20 protein-coding genes are annotated in these 15,508 nt (G+C 60.8%); 8 read left to right on the forward strand and 12 right to left on the reverse strand.

Annotated features, from left to right (window positions below; all coding sequences use genetic code 11):
* The first annotated feature begins 84 nt into the window (after positions 1-84).
* Together ACX3VQ_RS02290 and astD are read left to right on the forward strand one after the other, a co-directional pair.
* Positions 85-1,497: a protein adenylyltransferase SelO family protein gene (locus tag ACX3VQ_RS02290; protein ID WP_462579336.1), complete on the forward strand. Its 1,413-nt coding sequence runs from the start codon at positions 85-87 to the stop codon at positions 1,495-1,497.
* A 107-nt stretch (positions 1,498-1,604) separates the two neighbouring features.
* Positions 1,605-3,020 (forward strand): succinylglutamate-semialdehyde dehydrogenase, encoded by a 1,416-nt coding sequence (astD, locus tag ACX3VQ_RS02295; protein ID WP_462579337.1) that lies wholly within the window; start codon positions 1,605-1,607, stop codon positions 3,018-3,020.
* 126 nt (positions 3,021-3,146) lie between these two features.
* Here the strand turns inward: astD and ACX3VQ_RS02300 are convergent, their stop codons facing one another.
* A complete protein-coding gene (locus ACX3VQ_RS02300; RefSeq protein ID WP_462571759.1) occupies positions 3,147-3,626 on the reverse strand; it encodes a glycine zipper 2TM domain-containing protein in 480 nt (159 codons plus the stop codon).
* Positions 3,627-3,818: 192 nt separating this feature from the next.
* On the opposite strand from ACX3VQ_RS02300, the gene rarD reads away from it, so the two are divergent.
* Positions 3,819-4,724, forward strand: coding sequence for an EamA family transporter RarD (rarD, locus tag ACX3VQ_RS02305; RefSeq protein ID WP_462579338.1), 906 nt, complete (start codon positions 3,819-3,821; stop codon positions 4,722-4,724).
* Here the strand turns inward: rarD and pyrC are convergent.
* The gene (pyrC, locus tag ACX3VQ_RS02310; protein ID WP_462579339.1) at positions 4,721-5,758 is read right to left on the reverse strand and encodes a dihydroorotase; all 1,038 of its coding nucleotides are present in this window, start codon (positions 5,756-5,758) and stop codon (positions 4,721-4,723) included. The genes rarD and pyrC overlap by 4 nt on opposite strands.
* A 67-nt stretch (positions 5,759-5,825) precedes the next feature.
* On the opposite strand from pyrC, the gene ACX3VQ_RS02315 reads away from it, so the two are divergent.
* Both ACX3VQ_RS02315 and ygfZ read left to right on the forward strand, forming a co-directional pair.
* The gene (locus tag ACX3VQ_RS02315; protein WP_462579340.1) at positions 5,826-6,713 is read left to right on the forward strand and encodes an ATP-grasp domain-containing protein; all 888 of its coding nucleotides are present in this window, start codon (positions 5,826-5,828) and stop codon (positions 6,711-6,713) included.
* Positions 6,710-7,447 (forward strand): CAF17-like 4Fe-4S cluster assembly/insertion protein YgfZ, encoded by a 738-nt coding sequence (gene ygfZ, locus ACX3VQ_RS02320; RefSeq protein ID WP_462579341.1) that lies wholly within the window; start codon positions 6,710-6,712, stop codon positions 7,445-7,447. Before ACX3VQ_RS02315 ends, ygfZ begins: the two co-directional genes overlap by 4 nt.
* On the opposite strand, the gene ACX3VQ_RS02325 is transcribed toward ygfZ, so the two are convergent.
* On the reverse strand, positions 7,431-8,030 hold the full coding sequence (locus ACX3VQ_RS02325) for a TetR/AcrR family transcriptional regulator (RefSeq protein ID WP_462571754.1): 600 nt from the start codon (positions 8,028-8,030) through the stop codon (positions 7,431-7,433). The two genes, ygfZ and ACX3VQ_RS02325, sit on opposite strands and share 17 nt — an antisense overlap.
* A 30-nt stretch (positions 8,031-8,060) precedes the next feature.
* Between ACX3VQ_RS02325 and ACX3VQ_RS02330 the strand changes: the two genes are divergently transcribed.
* Together ACX3VQ_RS02330 and ACX3VQ_RS02335 are read left to right on the forward strand one after the other, a co-directional pair.
* Complete coding sequence (locus tag ACX3VQ_RS02330; protein ID WP_462579342.1) at positions 8,061-8,981, forward strand: metal-dependent hydrolase; 921 nt, start codon at positions 8,061-8,063, stop codon at positions 8,979-8,981.
* A gap of 121 nt (positions 8,982-9,102) precedes the next feature.
* Positions 9,103-9,987, forward strand: coding sequence for a metal-dependent hydrolase (locus ACX3VQ_RS02335; protein ID WP_462579343.1), 885 nt, complete (start codon positions 9,103-9,105; stop codon positions 9,985-9,987).
* Positions 9,988-10,063: 76 nt separating this feature from the next.
* Here the strand turns inward: ACX3VQ_RS02335 and ACX3VQ_RS02340 are convergent, their stop codons facing one another.
* From ACX3VQ_RS02340 to rplU, 3 genes are all read right to left on the reverse strand, one after another.
* Positions 10,064-10,597, reverse strand: a complete 534-nt coding sequence (locus tag ACX3VQ_RS02340; protein ID WP_462571752.1) for a GNAT family N-acetyltransferase — start codon at positions 10,595-10,597, stop codon at positions 10,064-10,066.
* 216 nt (positions 10,598-10,813) lie between these two features.
* On the reverse strand, positions 10,814-11,083 hold the full coding sequence (rpmA, locus tag ACX3VQ_RS02345; RefSeq protein WP_462571751.1) for a bL27 family ribosomal protein: 270 nt from the start codon (positions 11,081-11,083) through the stop codon (positions 10,814-10,816).
* Between the two features lie 12 nt (positions 11,084-11,095).
* The gene (gene rplU / locus ACX3VQ_RS02350; protein ID WP_462571750.1) at positions 11,096-11,620 is read right to left on the reverse strand and encodes a 50S ribosomal protein L21; all 525 of its coding nucleotides are present in this window, start codon (positions 11,618-11,620) and stop codon (positions 11,096-11,098) included.
* 230 nt (positions 11,621-11,850) lie between these two features.
* Here rplU and ACX3VQ_RS02355 point away from each other — a divergent pair, with 230 nt between their 5' ends.
* Positions 11,851-12,375: a hypothetical protein gene (locus tag ACX3VQ_RS02355; RefSeq protein WP_462579345.1), complete on the forward strand. Its 525-nt coding sequence runs from the start codon at positions 11,851-11,853 to the stop codon at positions 12,373-12,375.
* Positions 12,376-12,447: 72 nt separating this feature from the next.
* Here ACX3VQ_RS02355 and ACX3VQ_RS02360 read toward each other — a convergent pair whose 3' ends face one another.
* The 6 genes from ACX3VQ_RS02360 to ACX3VQ_RS02385 all read right to left on the reverse strand — a co-directional run bounded on the left by ACX3VQ_RS02360 (position 12,448) and on the right by ACX3VQ_RS02385 (position 15,502).
* Positions 12,448-12,879, reverse strand: coding sequence for a hypothetical protein (locus ACX3VQ_RS02360; protein WP_462579346.1), 432 nt, complete (start codon positions 12,877-12,879; stop codon positions 12,448-12,450).
* A 78-nt stretch (positions 12,880-12,957) separates the two neighbouring features.
* Positions 12,958-13,404 carry a molybdenum cofactor biosynthesis protein MoaE gene (locus ACX3VQ_RS02365; RefSeq protein ID WP_462579347.1) on the reverse strand — a complete coding sequence of 149 codons (447 nt, stop codon included), beginning with the start codon at positions 13,402-13,404 and terminating at the stop codon, positions 12,958-12,960.
* A 6-nt stretch (positions 13,405-13,410) separates the two neighbouring features.
* Positions 13,411-13,674 carry a MoaD/ThiS family protein gene (locus ACX3VQ_RS02370; protein WP_462571746.1) on the reverse strand — a complete coding sequence of 88 codons (264 nt, stop codon included), beginning with the start codon at positions 13,672-13,674 and terminating at the stop codon, positions 13,411-13,413.
* A gap of 110 nt (positions 13,675-13,784) precedes the next feature.
* Complete coding sequence (gene moaA, locus ACX3VQ_RS02375) at positions 13,785-14,819, reverse strand: GTP 3',8-cyclase MoaA (protein WP_462579348.1); 1,035 nt, start codon at positions 14,817-14,819, stop codon at positions 13,785-13,787.
* Positions 14,812-15,171, reverse strand: a complete 360-nt coding sequence (locus ACX3VQ_RS02380) for a Rossmann fold domain-containing protein (protein WP_462579349.1) — start codon at positions 15,169-15,171, stop codon at positions 14,812-14,814. Before ACX3VQ_RS02380 ends, moaA begins: the two co-directional genes overlap by 8 nt.
* A complete protein-coding gene (locus ACX3VQ_RS02385; protein ID WP_462571743.1) occupies positions 15,131-15,502 on the reverse strand; it encodes a dihydroneopterin aldolase in 372 nt (123 codons plus the stop codon). Before ACX3VQ_RS02385 ends, ACX3VQ_RS02380 begins: the two co-directional genes overlap by 41 nt.
* Between the last annotated feature and the right edge of the window lie 6 nt (positions 15,503-15,508).

The following is a 15,508-nucleotide window of genomic DNA, read 5'->3' on the forward strand; positions in this document are numbered from 1 at the left end:
CTTGGGCAATTTGCGCCGGAAATCAAGCGCCATCGCGCAGAAGCCACACTTGCGGCTGACGCACGTAGCCTCCACAAAGGCCCTATGCCCAGTGCGCCATCTGCTGCCCCCTATCGCCCCGAACCCGCAATCGAGGCAGTTTCCGACTGGCTTGGCGCGCCGGTAACACCGGCTGATTTCCCGGATTGCCGGGTGCGATTCCGCAATCAACGCTGGGCCGAGGGCGTGGGGCTTGGCACTCTAAGTGATGCAGAGTGGGTGCAGCATTTCGCTCGTTTCGAGCCATTGCCCGGCAATCTGCAGCAGCCACTCGCACTCAAATATCATGGCCACCAGTTTCGCGTGTACAACCCGGAGATTGGCGATGGACGCGGCTTCCTGTTCGCGCAGCTCATTGATGGTGCAGGCCGCCTGCTCGACCTTGGCACCAAGGGCTCAGGGCAGACGCCCTATAGCCGCGCTGGAGACGGGCGGCTGACGCTCAAGGGCGGCATGCGCGAGATTCTTGCCACGGAAATGCTGGAGGCGCTGGGCGTAGACACGTCGAAAACCTTCTCGATCATCGAGACTGGCGAGGAATTGTGGCGCAATGACGAGCCCTCGCCCACCCGTTCGGCAGTCATGGTGCGGCTCAGCCACGGCCATATCCGTATCGGGACATTCCAGCGGCTGCTGGCATTGGAAGAGCGTGCGCATATGGAAGCGTTGATCGACTATTGTCTGGCGAAATTTCCCGGGCCGCAGCCGCCTGAAGATGCGCCGGGGCGCAGCGAACCGGCAGTGATACTGCTGCATCAGGTGGTCGAGCGCCTGGCCGATCTTGCCGCCAGCTGGATGGTGGCAGGCTTCGTCCACGGCGTGCTCAACACTGACAATATGAACATTTCGGGCGAAAGCTTCGACTATGGGCCGTGGCGCTGGCTGCCCAGCTGGGATCCGGGCTTTACCGCTGCCTATTTTGACCAGCAGGGGCTCTATGCCTTTGGCCGGCAGCCCGAAGCGCTGCACTGGAATTGCGGCCAATTGGCAGTAGCACTGCGGCTGCTGGCAGAAAGCGAGCCATTGATTGCGGCACTCAACCGCTTTGGGCCGCTCTATATGGAGGCCGTCGCACGGCGATGGTGCTGGCGGCTGGGGATTGAGCCGCGCGGCGCAGACCGCGATGCCGCCATGGTGGCCGCTTGCGAAAAGGCACTGCGCGAAAGCAAGGCGCAACCCGATGTGTTCTTCCACGCGCATCGCGGTGGACGCGGCGCAGAGGGCGAACTGGGCGAGATTTTCCAAACCTATCAGCCGGTCGCAAGCGAGCATGGCTATTGGCATGAAGATGGCCCGCAAACCCTGCTGATCGACGAAGTCGAAGCACTGTGGTCAGCTATCGACGAGCGCGACGATTGGGCTCCCTTGAATGACAAGATCGCCGCGATCCGCCGCATGGGCGAAGCGCACGGCACCGCGCCCCGGCCGACAGGCCATCTCGGCTCGGGAGGGCGATAGATGCGCAGCAGTCACGCAAGGTTCAGTGAACAATTGCCGCAATTTGCTTCCCATTTTGAGCTTACCAGACTAACCGCCATGCGCGAAAGGGGCGATCAGGTACAATCGTGAAGGTGCAGACCTACATCTCCTGCGAACCGGCAACCGGCAAAGAATTGTGGCGGGCCGAGGCGAGCGATATTGACGCCTGTGTGCAGGCAGCACGGCACGCCTGGCCCGAATGGGCATCGCGCCCGCTTGCCAACAGGATCGAACTGCTGCGCCGATTTGCAAACGAAGTCCGCAAGGCGGGTGACGAGTTTGCCGAGTTGATCGCCCGCGAAGCCGGCAAGCCCTTGTGGGAAGCGCGCACCGAAGTAGATGCAGTCGTCAACAAGGTGGAGATTTCCGTCAACGCCTATGCTGAACGAACCGGGAAGAAAAAGCTCGACAGTGCGCTGCAGGGCACGGCTGCGGTGCGTCACAAGCCGCACGGCGTGATGGTGGTTCTGGGGCCGTATAACTTCCCTGCCCACCTGCCCAACGGCCATATCGTTCCAGCCTTGATCGCGGGCAATACGATCGTGTTCAAGCCCAGCGAGAAAACCCCGGCAGTGGGCGAATTCCTGGTCAAGTGTTTCCACCGCGCGGGTATCCCCGAAGGCGCAATGCAACTGGCCATCGGCGGGATCGAAGAAGGCAAGGCGCTGGTCGCGCATAAGGGTATCGACGGCGTGCTGTTCACCGGGTCGGTGCAGGCCGGCGTTGCGATCAATCGCACGCTGGCGACCAATCCAGCCAAGATCGTGGCGCTTGAAATGGGTGGAAACAACCCGATTGTAGTGATCGATACGCCTCTGCTGAGCGATGCTGCGGTATTGATCGTCCAATCTGCCTTCACCACTGCTGGCCAGCGCTGCACCGCTGCGCGGCGGCTGATCGTGCTCGATCACCTGTTCGAACCGCTGATGCAGGAATTGCTCATGCTCACTCGGCGGTTGATCATCGGCGAACCCTTTGCCGAACCTGCCCCATTCATGGGCCCGGTGATCGACAATCCCACCGCCGAAGCATTGCTGAACAGCTTTGTTCACCTGATCAGTCATGGCGGCAAGACGCTGCTCAACATGCGCCGGACCGATGAGAATCTGCCGTTCCTCACACCCGGTATCATTGACACCACCGATATGCCCGAACGGCCGGATGTCGAACTGTTCGGGCCATTGCTGCAAGTCATCCGGGTGAAGGATTTCGACGCCGCAATCGCCGAAGCGAACAATACGCGTTTTGGACTCTCGGCATCGTTGATCGGTGGCACGCCGCATGATTTCGATCGCTTCTGGGCCAATGTTCGCGCAGGAATCATCAACTGGAACCGCCCCACAAACGGCGCCTCATCAGCCGCGCCATTTGGCGGTGTCGGCCTGTCGGGCAACCATCGCCCGGCAGCCTATTATGCGGCGGATTACTGCGCCTATCCCGTCGCCAGCACAGAGGTGGAGCAACCGCGCGCGAATATCGGTGTGGGGCTGAGAAACCGCTGATGATCAAGGGCGCACGGAAGAAAGCGCCCCCGCACCAACTGGCACAGGAGCGCTTTCCACGGCTTGGTGGGAGCCGTGCCCAGACCGCCGTTGAAAGCAGTCTAAGTCATTGATTATCGTTGTTAATCAGCGGCAACGCGAATTGCTGCGGTCAATCTCGCGGCCCAGGATTGCCCCGCCGACCGCGCCCAGCAGTATGCCAACTCCCTTGTCTCCGCGCCCAGCCACTTCATTGCCGATCAGGCCGCCAACTCCGGCACCGATCAGCAGGCCGGTGGTGCCATTTTCCTTGCGGCAGTAATAGCGCCCATCGCCTCCGCGCCAGACACGCGTGTTGCGATGGACCGGCTCGCCATAACGGCTGTAGCTCTGGTCACCGCGATAGCGATCGCCGTAATAGCGGTCGTCATCGTAATCATGGCGATCGCGGCGTTTGTATTTGCGGTCATGCTTCGCAGTGAGGTCGCCCAACGGAAGCTCGGCAGCAAATTCGTGATGCTGCATGCTTGCTTCGCGCGGCAGTTCAGCCGCAGACGCTGGCGTGGACAAAAACAGCGCGGCGCCAGCGGCCGCAATTACAGTGTGTTTGGTGAATGCGACACTCATCTTCCTGCTCCTTCGCTCATCCTTAAACCCTTTTGCGGGCACCGCTCGATTCGGCTTGTTCAGGTTTAAGGCCTTCAACATGAACGGCTCGCAACTCGATCTGCAGGAAATCGTTCATGCGACGAAGCGTTGCAATCTGACGGACGAAAGGTGGCTTGCCCGGAACACAGGCGGCCCCTAGGGCGCTTGAGAATGACCAATCCAGACCAGCCAAGCCAGCCATCGGGGCTGCCTGCAGCTATTGCCGCTTATACGATCTGGGGCTTCCTGCCGCTGTATCTTGTTTTGGTGAGCACAGTGCCCCCGGCCGAATTTGTCGGCTGGCGAATCATCTGGACCTTGCCGATCTGCCTGGTGATCGTGCTGGTGCGCAGGCAGATCCCCGATCTCAGGACCGCACTGGCCAACCGGCGTGCCATGCTGGTACTGGCGGCCAGTTCGATCCTTATCGCGGTGAACTGGTTCGTCTATGTCTGGGCCATCCAGTCTGGCGAGATCTATGCCGCCAGCCTGGGGTATTACATCAACCCGCTGGTCAATGTGCTGTTGGGCACGCTGCTGCTGAAAGAGCGGCTATCGCGGCGGCAATGGATTGCTGTCTCCCTGGCAGGCGCGGGTGTAGCCGTGCTGCTGGCGGGCGCACTCACAACGCTGTGGATCAGCCTGACCCTGGCCCTCAGTTTTGGCACCTACGGACTCTTGCGCAAGCAGGTGGAGGTTGGATCGCTGCCGGGCTTGACGATCGAAAGCGCGATCCTGCTGCCCCTGGCAGGCGGGATCGCCTTGTGGTTTGCGCAAGGCCCCTCAGGCTCCTCATTCGGCGGCGAATTGTGGCTTAGCCTGGCGATCATGCTTGGCGGCGTGGTGACGGCAGTTCCCCTGCTGCTGTTCGCAGTGGCCGCAAGGCGGATGGATTATTCGACGCTTGGGTTCATCCAGTTCCTCGCCCCGTCGATCGTCTTCATCCTGGGCTTGACCGTGTTCGACAAGCCATTGCTGCCCGCACAAATGGCCAGCTTTGCGCTGATCTGGAGCGCGATTGCGATCTTCGTGTGGGACATGGTGCAGCGGCGCGGACGAAAGCCGGTCGCGATTTAGCCAGCGATCCGCCAGCCGAGTGTCTGCCCGGCGTGGAAAGGCACTATTTCGCGCCCGGCTGCCTGCAATGTCTCAGGGACGGTCACCTCGGCACGTTCGAGCGTGATTGCATCCTCGTTCACCGGCAGTCCGTAAAATGCCGGGCCATGCAAGGAGGCGAAGCCTTCAAACCGGTCCAGCGCGCCCTCTTCATCAAACACGGCCAGATAGCTTTCAAGCGCATAGGGCGCGTTGAATATTCCCGCGCATCCGCAGGCGGCTTCCTTGGCGTGGCGGGCATGCGGGGCGCTGTCCGTGCCAAGGAAGAATTTCGGATTGCCGCTGGTAGCCGCCTTTCGCAACGCCAGCCTGTGCACTTCGCGCTTTGCCACCGGCAGGCAGTAATTGTGCGGCTGGATTCCGCCGACAAGCATGGCATTGCGGTTAATGTGCAAATGCTGCGGGGTGATGGTGGCGCCCACATTTTCCCCGGCGGCGAGCACGAATTCCACCGCATCGCTGGTGGTGATGTGTTCGAACACCAGTTTCAGCCCCGGAAATTCACGCGTGATCCGGCGCAAATGCCGCTCGATGAACACAGCCTCACGGTCGAACACGTCGATTTCGCCATCGGTCACTTCACCGTGGACGCAAAGCACGATCCCCTCGGCTTCCATCCGCGCAAGTACCGGATCGAGCTTGCCGACATCGGTCACGCCGTTGTCCGAATTGGTTGTGGCGCCAGCCGGATAGAGCTTTGCCGCAGTGAATACGCCCTGCGCTGCGCCGCGCGCCAGATCGTCCGCATCGGTATTGTCGGTGAGATAGCAGGTCATCAGCGGCGTGAACTGCACACCTTCGGGCACTGCGCTGATGATCCGCTCGCGGTAGGCTGCGGCGCTGGCAGTATCGGTTATCGGCGGGGTGAGGTTAGGCATCACGATCGCGCGGGCAAACTGCCGCGCGGTATAGGGCACCACGTCGCGCATCATATCGCCATCGCGAAAATGCAGGTGCCAGTCATCAGGGCGGCGGATCGTCAGCTTGTCGGTCATCACGGCTCGCTCTAGTCCCGCATGCGCCCTCTTTCCAGTGCCGATCGCAGGCCCTAGAGGCCGCGCCATGCAAATCGGATTCCTTACCTGCCCCGGCACCATGCCCGGCTCGCCCACCCGGCGAGCGGATGCCTTCGAACATGATGTTCAGATCAATGCGATTCGTCCGGCGCTCGAAGCGCGAGGCGTTACGCTGAGTGAGATAGACTGGCGTGCGCCGGTCGAGGCATTTGCCGGATGTAATCTGATCCTGATTGGCACGCCGTGGGACTATCAGGATGACGAGCGGGCCTTTCTGGCAAAGCTCGATGCTCTCGAGAGCGCCGGGATACTGCTGTGCAATTCCGCCGCAACGGTGCGCTGGAATGCTCGCAAGACCTATCTGCGCGACCTGGCCGAACGCGGCGTGGCGACCATCCCCACGCTGTGGGTCGAACAGCCGAGCGCGGCCGACATTGCCAGGGCCATGGAAGAATTCGGCTGCGACGCGATTGTCGCCAAGCGGCAGGTTGGCGCCGGGGCAGAGGGGCAATCGATCCACCACCACCATTCGCTGGATGCGGGTTGGGTGATGCACCAACCGGCGATGATCCAGCCCTATCTCCCGCAGATTGCGAGCGAGGGCGAGATGTCCTTCCTGTTCATCGACGGGAAGTTCTCGCACGCGCTGGTGAAGCGCCCGGCAGTGGGCGATTACCGTGTGCAATCGCTCTATGGCGGCACTGAGGAGGCAGTGATTCCAGCCTCGCCGGATCTTGATGCCGCGCAGGCCGTGGTCGATGCCATTCCATTCGAAACCCCGCTCTATGCCCGCATCGACATGGTGCGCGGCGAGGATGGCGCGCTGCTGCTTATGGAAGCTGAGTTGATCGAACCCTATCTCTATCCCAGACAAGGCCCCGAACTGGGGCCAATGCTGGCCGAGGCCATTGCGAGAAGGATAGGGAACAAGTGAGCGCAACACACCTTTCCAAGCGTGCCGTAATCCGCCTCTCCGCAGAGGACGAGAGTGAGGATGCATTCGCTTTCCTGCAGGGGCTCGTCACCAATGACGTGACGGGCGATCTGCCCGCCTATGCCGCGCTGCTGAGCGCACAAGGCAAGACGATGTTCGATTTCATCGTCTGGCGCGATGGCGGGGATGCGCTGATCGACTGCGAGGCTGAACTGGCTGACGAACTGGTCAAGCGCCTTTCCCTTTACCGGCTGCGCCGCAAGATCGGGATCGCGAAAGACGGGGCGCTGGCGGTGCACTGGAGCGCGCAAGAAACCGCAGGATCAGTACCAGATCCACGCCTGGCTGCGTTGGGTTGGCGCTGGCTTGCGCCCGCAAGCGACGGCGACAAGGCTGCTGACGCAGGGTGGTTGGCGCATCGGCTGGCGCTGGGCGTGCCAGAGGGACGTGCCGAACTGGGCGACATCCTGTGGCTGGAAACAAACGCGGTCGAACTCCACGGCGTCAGTTTCGGTAAAGGCTGTTACATCGGGCAGGAGAATACCGCGCGCATGAACTGGCGGCAGAAGGTCAACCGCCGCCTGATCGTCGTGCCGCTTGGCCGATCAGACGAAAAGCGGCGTAAGGCCGCCTATCCTGACATCGGCTTTGCCGTCGATCATATGCGGGTAGAAAGCATCGATCCCGATATGGCGCCGGAATGGATGAAGGCGGCGATCAGCCCGGCTGGTTGATCGCCTCCAGGGAACGCTCGAGCATGATCTGTGCCCGGTCGCGCGCTGCCGTTTCGGGCAAGCCGAGCGAACGCGCCAAAGCCGAGCCGATCAACGCATCGCCCATCGCCATAAGCACCAGGGCCAGCGTCTCTTCGCGCAGCCGCCTGACCTCGATGATTGCGTCGGGTTCATCTGGCGCGATGTCATCGACAAGTTGGTGGATGGTCTCGACAATCGGGCTCAGCGCGTCCTCATTTCCGGTCAGGATCATCCAGCTCGCAAGTGCGCCCGCACCTTCCTTGTCAAAGGCGTCGAAAGCGAGGTCGACCACTTCGCGCGGCGACCCCAAGCCAGCACGGCTGGCGCGGACAGCCTCCTTGATAGTTTCGCAAACGGTTTCCGCCAGATGTCGCGCCAGCTCCTTTTGCAGTCCGGATGCTGATCCGAAATGGTGCAAGAGATTCGCGTGAGTGCGCCCTATACGCCCGGCCACAGCTTTCAATGTGACCGATTGCGGGCCGGCCTCAATAAGTAATGCGCGCGCCGCCTGAAGCGCCGAGCTTCTGGATTCCTGTGGGGTTAAACGTTTGCGACTTGTCATTATTTGTTAAGCCTAATAGATTCTTACCCGATGGCCGAGCAAACTTCCTTTGACCTAGAACGCTCCGATGCGAGCGGCAAGAGCGCCGAGGGCGGTATCACCGCTCGCGCCAGCGCCACCCCTGCAGAGCACGAACTGATCGTGCGTGATCGGCGGTTTGACCGCCAGGCGATGGTCCCGCGTTGGTGGCATTCGAATGATCCGGTCGCCACGGCGTGGTATAATTCGGTATCAGCCAGCCTGCCGCGGGGCGAGGCCTTCTTCATCGATACTCTGCGCGATTTTCGCGAGGGATTACCTCCCAAGCTGGCGCGCGAGGTCAAGGCATTCATAAGCCAGGAAATCAACCACACACGCGAACATGTCGCGTTCAACCGGCTGGTTTCCGATCACGGCTATAATGTCGAAAGTATCGATCAGGGCATCCAGGTGATGCTTGCCTTGACCGAGGGGCGCCCCAAGGAATTCAATCTTGCCATCACCATTGCGCTGGAACACTTCGCCGCGATCATCAGCCGCCAACTGCTCCAGCATCCCGAATACCTTGACGGGGCAGATCCGGTAGCAGCCGATATCTGGCGCTGGCACGCAACCGAAGAGATCGAGCACAAGGGGCTGGTCTACGATATCTGGCTCCACGCGACCCGTGACTGGAGCGCATGGAAGCGTTACAAGTCGCGCGCTCTGATCGCTGCGCTGATTACAAGGAAGTATTTCGGCAACCGGATTCGCGATGCGATCGGATTGCTGGAGCAGGATGGTTATTCACGCCGTAAGGCCAAGTGGAAACTTTATGCTTTCCTGTGGTGGAAACCGGGCATGATGCGGCGGATGTTCTTCCAGTGGGCCACGATCCTGACGCCCCGTTTCCATCCCTGGAAACATGACGATCGCGCGCTGATCGCCAAGTCCGAAAGCCCCTATTCCGACGCAGTGATGCCGGCTGAATAGGCGGCCAGCCCCACAACGCCTGGGATTGAACCAGGCGGAATCCGTGGCGGCGCCTTATTGACATTTCTGTAAGTAGTGGCTATTGACACTGATGTCAGTAACGCATTCATGGAGCCACCCGATGAACGCACCCGCCAGGATCGCTCTCGATACCTCTGTAAAGTCCAATCCGACCCCCACCGATCTTGAAATCACCGTTCGTGACGAACGGTTCAACCGCGGCACCACGCCCCGCCGCTGGTGGGCGGGCGAACCCTTCGGTACCGCCTGGCACAATGCCCTTTCGGCCACATTCCCGCGCGGTGAAGCCTTCTTCATCGAAGCGGTAAAGGCACATCGCGAAGGCGCATCGCCCAAGCTAGAGGCTGAAATCCGGGCGTTCGTGAAGCAGGAAATCAACCACACGCGCGAGCACATCGCCTTCAATCGCCTGGCTGAAGATCATGGCTATGACATCAAGAAGATCGACAAGCGCGTGGAGGAAATGCTGGCCATGACCAAGGGCCGGCCGGAGATTCTCAACCTTGCCGCGACCATGGCGCTGGAACACTATACCGCCATGATGGCGCATGAGTTCCTGAAGAATCCCAGACATTTCGCCAAGGCCGATCCGGAAGTGCGCAAGATGTGGCGCTGGCACGCGACTGAGGAACTCGAGCACAAGGGTGTTGCCTATGACACCTGGAACCATGCCACTCGCAGTTGGACTCCTTATCGGCGCTGGAAGGTGCGCAGCCTGATGATGCTGGTGGTAACCGGCCGCTTTTTCAGGAACCGCTGGGAAGATTCGATGAACCTCCTGGCGCAGGATGGCATCACCGGCTGGAAAGCGCGCTGGGGCCTGTTCAAATACCTTGCCTTTACGCCGGGTGTGGTGCGGCGGATATTCCCCGCGTGGCTGGCCTATTTCAAGCCCGGCTTCCACCCGTGGGATCACGACGATCGCTATTTAATCAACATTTACGAAGGCGAATTCGAAGACGCGCTGATGCAGCCCGCCGAATAGGTTCTCCCTCTTCTCAAAAGCGAAACCCCGGCACCGCAAGGCACCGGGGTTTTGTTTTGCTGCGCGCCATAAGGAATTAGGCGGCGTGCTGGATAACTGCCTCCCGCGCGGCCAGATCGATCGCATACTCGGCAGCAAGCGCCTCTTCGCCTCGGCCGCAACTGAAACGCTTCACAACCATGCCGGTTGGCAAGAAACCCAGCTTTGCGAGCACCCGGCCTGACGCAGGATTGTCCAGAAAATGGCTGGCGACCACGCGTGAATGCCCGAGAATCCCGGCGATCTCCAACACGCCGCGCCCCGCCTCGGTGGCATAGCCCTGCCCCCAATGCTGGCGCGCGATCCAGTAACCCAATTCCACTTCGCCCGCATGCGCATCTATGCCGATGCAACCCACAAGTGCGGCATCACGCGCACGGGTGATGAGGAACCGCGGGTAAAAAGGAGCGATGGGCTGCTCGACGAAGTCACGCGCATCATCGGGCCTATAGGGCCAGGGCGCGCGCGCCAGGTTCCGCACAACGCCTTCATCGGCGATTCCCGAATGGATCGCCTGCCAATCTTCCGGCCAGGCGGGCCGCAACAGCAGCCGCTCGGTGCAATGGAACATTTTCCTTCTCCTCATCGCCCCGCCAACGCCCAGATAGGCGCCTCGCGTGACATCTGCGTTGCGGCGAAAGCTGTTTTCGCCAGCCTGTCAGAGGGAGAAACGACGAGAGGGAGACGGGCTCCCTGAAATTTCAGGAAAGCCCCATCTCCCTCTTTGGTTGCCGTATTACCGGCTGGGACCGTCCCGTTTGGACGATCCCTTTAACGAACCGTCCGTTTATTCAGCTGCCTCGGCAATCATGTCTACCGACACGAATTTGCGACCGAGCTTGCCCTGGTGGAATCGGACAACGCCGTTCTCGAGCGCAAACAGGGTATGGTCCCTGCCCATGCCCACGTTGGTGCCCGGATAGAATTTAGTGCCGCGTTGGCGCACAATGATGTTGCCGCCGACCACTTCCTGGCCGCCGAACTTCTTTACACCAAGGCGACGGCCGACTGAGTCGCGACCGTTACGCGATGAACCGCCTGCTTTCTTATGTGCCATTGTGCGTAATCCTTACTTCTTGGCCGCCGGCTTTTTGGCAGGCGCCTTCTTAGCAGCCGGCTTCTTGGCTGCAGCTTCCTTCTTGGGAGCAGCTTCCTTCTTGGGCGCAGTCGCCTTGGCCGCAGTCGCTCCGGTTTTCTTCGGCGCGTCCTGCTTGGCTTCGGTTTCACCCTTGGTTGCGCCCTTGGCGGGAGCTTCCTTCTTGGGAGCAGCTTCCTTCTTCGGAGCTGCCGCCTTGCCTTCGCCCACATCGGTGATGCGCAGCAAGGTCATCTGCTGGCGATGGCCGTTCTTGCGGCGATAATTATGGCGGCGGCGCTTCTTGAAAACGAGCACCTTCTCGCTCTTCGCCTGGGCGATGATTTCCGCCGAGACCGACACCTTCGAGGCGTCAGCCAGCTTGTCGCCTTCACCCGCGAGCAGGACATCGCCCAGCGTCACGGTGTCGCCGGCTTCGCCAGCGAGCTTTTCGACTGCAATCTTGTCTCCGGCGGCAACCCGATATTGTTTGCCGCCCGTGCGCACTACTGCGAACATGGTGGTAATACTCTCAATCTAAAGCTGTGCCTCTCCGCAATGAAAGAGGCGCACCCGACAACCCACCAGATGGTGGCGCCGGAAAGATGCGTGCCGTTAAGGGAAAGGCTGTGCCAAGTCAACGGGAGATCGCCGCTTTTTCTGGTGCTGCCTGTTGGCATCGCAGCAGGTGGCATGGCCCGAAAGCCATGCTATGCTTGCTGCCTATGACAATAGCGTATTTCCCAAGCTTGGCGACCCTTGCCGTTTTCGGCGCCCTTTCAGCCGCCTGTGCAGATAATTCGGGCCGTTATCCAACTCTTTCGGCGCGCGATTTCGATCGTGTCCAGGGCCAATTCGAAGCCAGCAGTTCAGAGCGGCAGGTTCTGCTGCCCGAGCCGATGTCGCTGAGCGAGGTAGCGCAATTGCGCGAGGCAATCGCAGTGGTCCGCACGCGGCACTCGCGCTTTCTGACGCAGGCTGAGACGGCCCGGGGCCTGGTGCATGCCGCGAGAGGAACGGGGCCGGAAGACAAGAACTGGTCGCTTGCCCTGGTCGCGATTGCAGAGCTCGATTCGCAAGCAGGGGCAAGCACTGGCCTGTTGGCCGACCTCGACAAGCTCTACACTGCAGCTTCGCTGGAATTCCACGAACGTGAACAGATTTCAGCGGCACAAACGGAAGCGGCTGCGTTGGTCGAGGCTGAGAATCAGATTATTCATGCATTGGCGGCTCAGCTCGGTACACCACCCCGGGCGCCTGCCCTGCAAGATTAGCGCGGGGCCGACGGATCGACCCCGCGCGCTGCCAGTTCACGCCCGGGAAGGACAGGGACTAGGGTCAGGACCCTAAATAGTTGCGGCTATCGTCACCACCGCAAGTCCCCATAGGAAGACCAGAACTGGCAGAATCAAGACTTGTGTCGCTGCATCACGCGGTTTGAGCCGCCCGGTGTGGGTCATGATCCCGCGGCCTGCAAAATTATCGAGATCAAGCGCGCGTTGCTTATGCTCGGGCTTCATCCAGGCCCAGATCGCCGGAACGCCGAAACCGGCAATTGTGATGAAACCGATGATCACCATCGGAATGATCAAGCCGGGATTGCCGAAGGCCATCGCTGTGACGGCGAGGAAACCGAGATAGCAGGCCACAGTCACGCCATAAAGCGCCGCAGGCAGCTCGAATGTGCGATCTACAGAGGTAGGAATCCGTCCCTGCACCGGAGCAGCGACGATTCGCGCCTTTTCACCAATCAGTTCAGGGGCAATGAGTTTCGACATGACGACATCTCCTTCCGCTGAAGGAAAACATGCCGCAGCTGAGATCCGACCGCCTTGACCTAGGTCAAAACCACCAGACTATTCGCTCCAACGCGCGAGATCGGCATAGTCATCGGCGCGCGGCTCGATCCAGTGCCAGCCATCCGCACGCTTCTCCCGCTTCCAGAACCAGGCCGCGCTCTTGAGGTGATCCATGCAGAAATCGACCGTGTCGATCGCATCGCGCCGGTGCCGCGCTGCCGCAGAAACACACACGATCGGCTCGCCCGGATGCATTTGCCCGACCCTGTGGACCATCAACAGACCCATCAGCTTGAAGCGTGCGAATGCACGATCAGCCAGTTCCTGCATGCCTTGCAAGGTCAGCGGTTCATAATGCGTCAGCTCAAGCGCTTCGACACCTTCATCAAGGCGCACTTCTCCAACAAAGGTGCAAACACCGCCCAGCCCGGGATTGGCATTGGTGAACGGCCCGATCAACGCGCCAGGATAAAACGGTTCGGTAAGAAGCCGAATATCACGCATGGCGGTTCAGCCGCCTGATACGGGGGGCAGGAAGGCGACTTCGTCGCCATTTCGCGCGACCAGCGCTTCGCGATTCGAAAGCACAGCGCCATTCAGCGCAACCTTTACACGTTCATCGAGGATGGCATCGGCCAGTCCTTCGCGCACATGAGCGTCGAGCAGGGCAAGAATGGCAGGCCAATCGAGATCGCCGCGGCTCGGAGAAAGCTCGCTTACTGCCTGTCCGGCCACATCCGCCAACTTGCCGAGGTAGAGTACTCTTATAGACATAAGTTACCTCGTCATTCCCGCGAAAGCGGGAATCCAGATTGAAGAGGTGTTGGCTTCGATTTGGATTCCCGCTTTCGCGGGAATGACGACTGAAAGTCCACCAGCCATACCTAACCTCCTGTCATCGACATGTGGCGCGGCTGTGCCGGCGCAGCACCGCGGCGCGAAATGTCGAAATGATGCCGTTCGGGCTTGATCCGCATGGCTTCATCGAGCGCGGCCTGAAGGTTCGCTTCGGGCTCTTCGGAACGCAGCGCCGCACGTAGATCGACCCGCTCTCCGCCGCCAAGACAGGGATAGAGCTGCCCGGTGGCGGTCACCCGCAGCCGATTGCAGCCAGTGCAGAAATTGTTCGTGAGCGGGGTAATCATGCCTAGCCGCCCCCCGGTTTCAATCACCCGATCGTATCGCGCCGGGCCGCCGGTAGTGTCTCGCAGCGGAGTGAGCGTCCAACGCTGCTCCAGCCTTGCCCGTACTTCGCTGAGCGGCAGGAAATGATCGACCCGGTCTTGCTCGACCTCGCCCAGCGGCATCACTTCGATCAGCGTCAGGTCAAACCCTTCACCATGCGCCCATGCGACCAGATCGGGGATTTCTTCCTGATTGCTGCCCTTGAGCGCCACGGTGTTGATCTTGACCTTGAGGCCCGCCGCCTTCGCCGCCGCGATCCCCTCCAGCACCTGCGGCAATGCGTCGCGCCGCGACAGCGCGGCAAAGCGCGCACGGTCACGCGTGTCGAGCGAGATATTGACCCGCCGCACGCCTGCGCGCGCCAGCTCGTCCGCGTGCAGCGCCAGCCGTGTGGCGTTTGTAGTGAGCGTAAGCTCGTCCAACCCGTCCCCCAGCTTGCGGCCGAGTGCGCGGAACAGGTCGATGATATCGCGCCGCACCAGCGGCTCGCCGCCGGTAACACGGATCTTCCTTACTCCGCGGGCGATAAAGCCGAGCGAGAGCTGGAACAGCTCCTCCAGGCTCAGCACATCCTTGCGCGGCAGGAAGGTCATCCGCTCAGGCATGCAATAGGAACAGCGCAGGTCGCAGCGATCGGTCACCGACAGGCGCAGATAGTTGATCTGGCGCTGGAAGCTATCGACCAGCGGCTTTGCCCCCGGGGCGGGTAGAAGAACGTCACGCACTCTAGTCATGCAGCGCAAGATACTGGCCGGTGATGCCCGGCGCAGCCCCCAAATATGCCAGCATCGCGTCGATCGCTTCGGCGGCACCGCCCCCAAGCAGATTGACTCGCTTCGGGGCATATTTCCGGCCCAGATCGCGCGCCATCGCCCGGCGCCAATCGTCATGATCGCTGGGCGCGGCAGGCAGGACTATCACCAGGGATTCCGCATCGCCGCCCAACACCCTGTGCGCTTTCTCAACACATTCGCGGTGAAAGGCCGCCCCCGCATCGAGCGGGCTTTCCGGCAGGCTGTGGATCCGCAACTCTGCCTGCATCGCGCTATTTCCGCTCGCGGTGAAGTGTGATGCCGATCTTTTCATTCGCTTCGGCAATCGCCAGCTTGACGATCTTTACCGTGACTGCTTCCACGCGTGCATCCTGCACGAACAGCGTCTCGCAAATGTGATCCGCTACTGCTTCGATCAGCTTGAAGTGCACACCCTGCGGCAAGGCGTCCGAAGCAGCAAATTTGAGGTCCATGTAGTTCTTGCTCGCCTCAAGCGGCGTATCGGGATCGTAACGATCGGCAACTGCCAGACGTGCCTGGATTGTTATCCGCAGCGGCTGCGGCTTGCCGGTCTCTTCCGAATAGATGCCGGTCAGGACATCATGTTCAAAATCGGCAACTTCGAGAATGAGCGAATCGGTCATGCCCCG

It is taken from the genome of Altererythrobacter chaiwopuensis, assembly GCF_054957735.1.

Bases quoted from the DNA above. Each gene is read 5' to 3' on its own strand.
- ACX3VQ_RS02290 (WP_462579336.1), top strand. From the start codon at position 85: ATGCCCAGTGCGCCATCTGCTGCCCCCTATCGCCCCGAACCCGCAATC.
- ACX3VQ_RS02300 (WP_462571759.1), bottom strand. From the start codon at position 3,626: ATGAGTGTCGCATTCACCAAACACACTGTAATTGCGGCCGCTGGCGCC.
- rarD (WP_462579338.1), top strand. From the start codon at position 3,819: ATGACCAATCCAGACCAGCCAAGCCAGCCATCGGGGCTGCCTGCAGCT.
- pyrC (WP_462579339.1), bottom strand. From the start codon at position 5,758: ATGACCGACAAGCTGACGATCCGCCGCCCTGATGACTGGCACCTGCAT.
- ACX3VQ_RS02315 (WP_462579340.1), top strand. From the start codon at position 5,826: ATGCAAATCGGATTCCTTACCTGCCCCGGCACCATGCCCGGCTCGCCC.
- ACX3VQ_RS02325 (WP_462571754.1), bottom strand. From the start codon at position 8,030: ATGACAAGTCGCAAACGTTTAACCCCACAGGAATCCAGAAGCTCGGCG.
- ACX3VQ_RS02330 (WP_462579342.1), top strand. From the start codon at position 8,061: ATGGCCGAGCAAACTTCCTTTGACCTAGAACGCTCCGATGCGAGCGGC.
- ACX3VQ_RS02335 (WP_462579343.1), top strand. From the start codon at position 9,103: ATGAACGCACCCGCCAGGATCGCTCTCGATACCTCTGTAAAGTCCAAT.
- ACX3VQ_RS02340 (WP_462571752.1), bottom strand. From the start codon at position 10,597: ATGTTCCATTGCACCGAGCGGCTGCTGTTGCGGCCCGCCTGGCCGGAA.
- rpmA (WP_462571751.1), bottom strand. From the start codon at position 11,083: ATGGCACATAAGAAAGCAGGCGGTTCATCGCGTAACGGTCGCGACTCA.
- rplU (WP_462571750.1), bottom strand. From the start codon at position 11,620: ATGTTCGCAGTAGTGCGCACGGGCGGCAAACAATATCGGGTTGCCGCC.
- ACX3VQ_RS02360 (WP_462579346.1), bottom strand. From the start codon at position 12,879: ATGTCGAAACTCATTGCCCCTGAACTGATTGGTGAAAAGGCGCGAATC.
- ACX3VQ_RS02365 (WP_462579347.1), bottom strand. From the start codon at position 13,404: ATGCGTGATATTCGGCTTCTTACCGAACCGTTTTATCCTGGCGCGTTG.
- ACX3VQ_RS02370 (WP_462571746.1), bottom strand. From the start codon at position 13,674: ATGTCTATAAGAGTACTCTACCTCGGCAAGTTGGCGGATGTGGCCGGA.
- moaA (WP_462579348.1), bottom strand. From the start codon at position 14,819: ATGACTAGAGTGCGTGACGTTCTTCTACCCGCCCCGGGGGCAAAGCCG.
- ACX3VQ_RS02380 (WP_462579349.1), bottom strand. From the start codon at position 15,171: ATGAAAAGATCGGCATCACACTTCACCGCGAGCGGAAATAGCGCGATG.
- ACX3VQ_RS02385 (WP_462571743.1), bottom strand. From the start codon at position 15,502: ATGACCGATTCGCTCATTCTCGAAGTTGCCGATTTTGAACATGATGTC.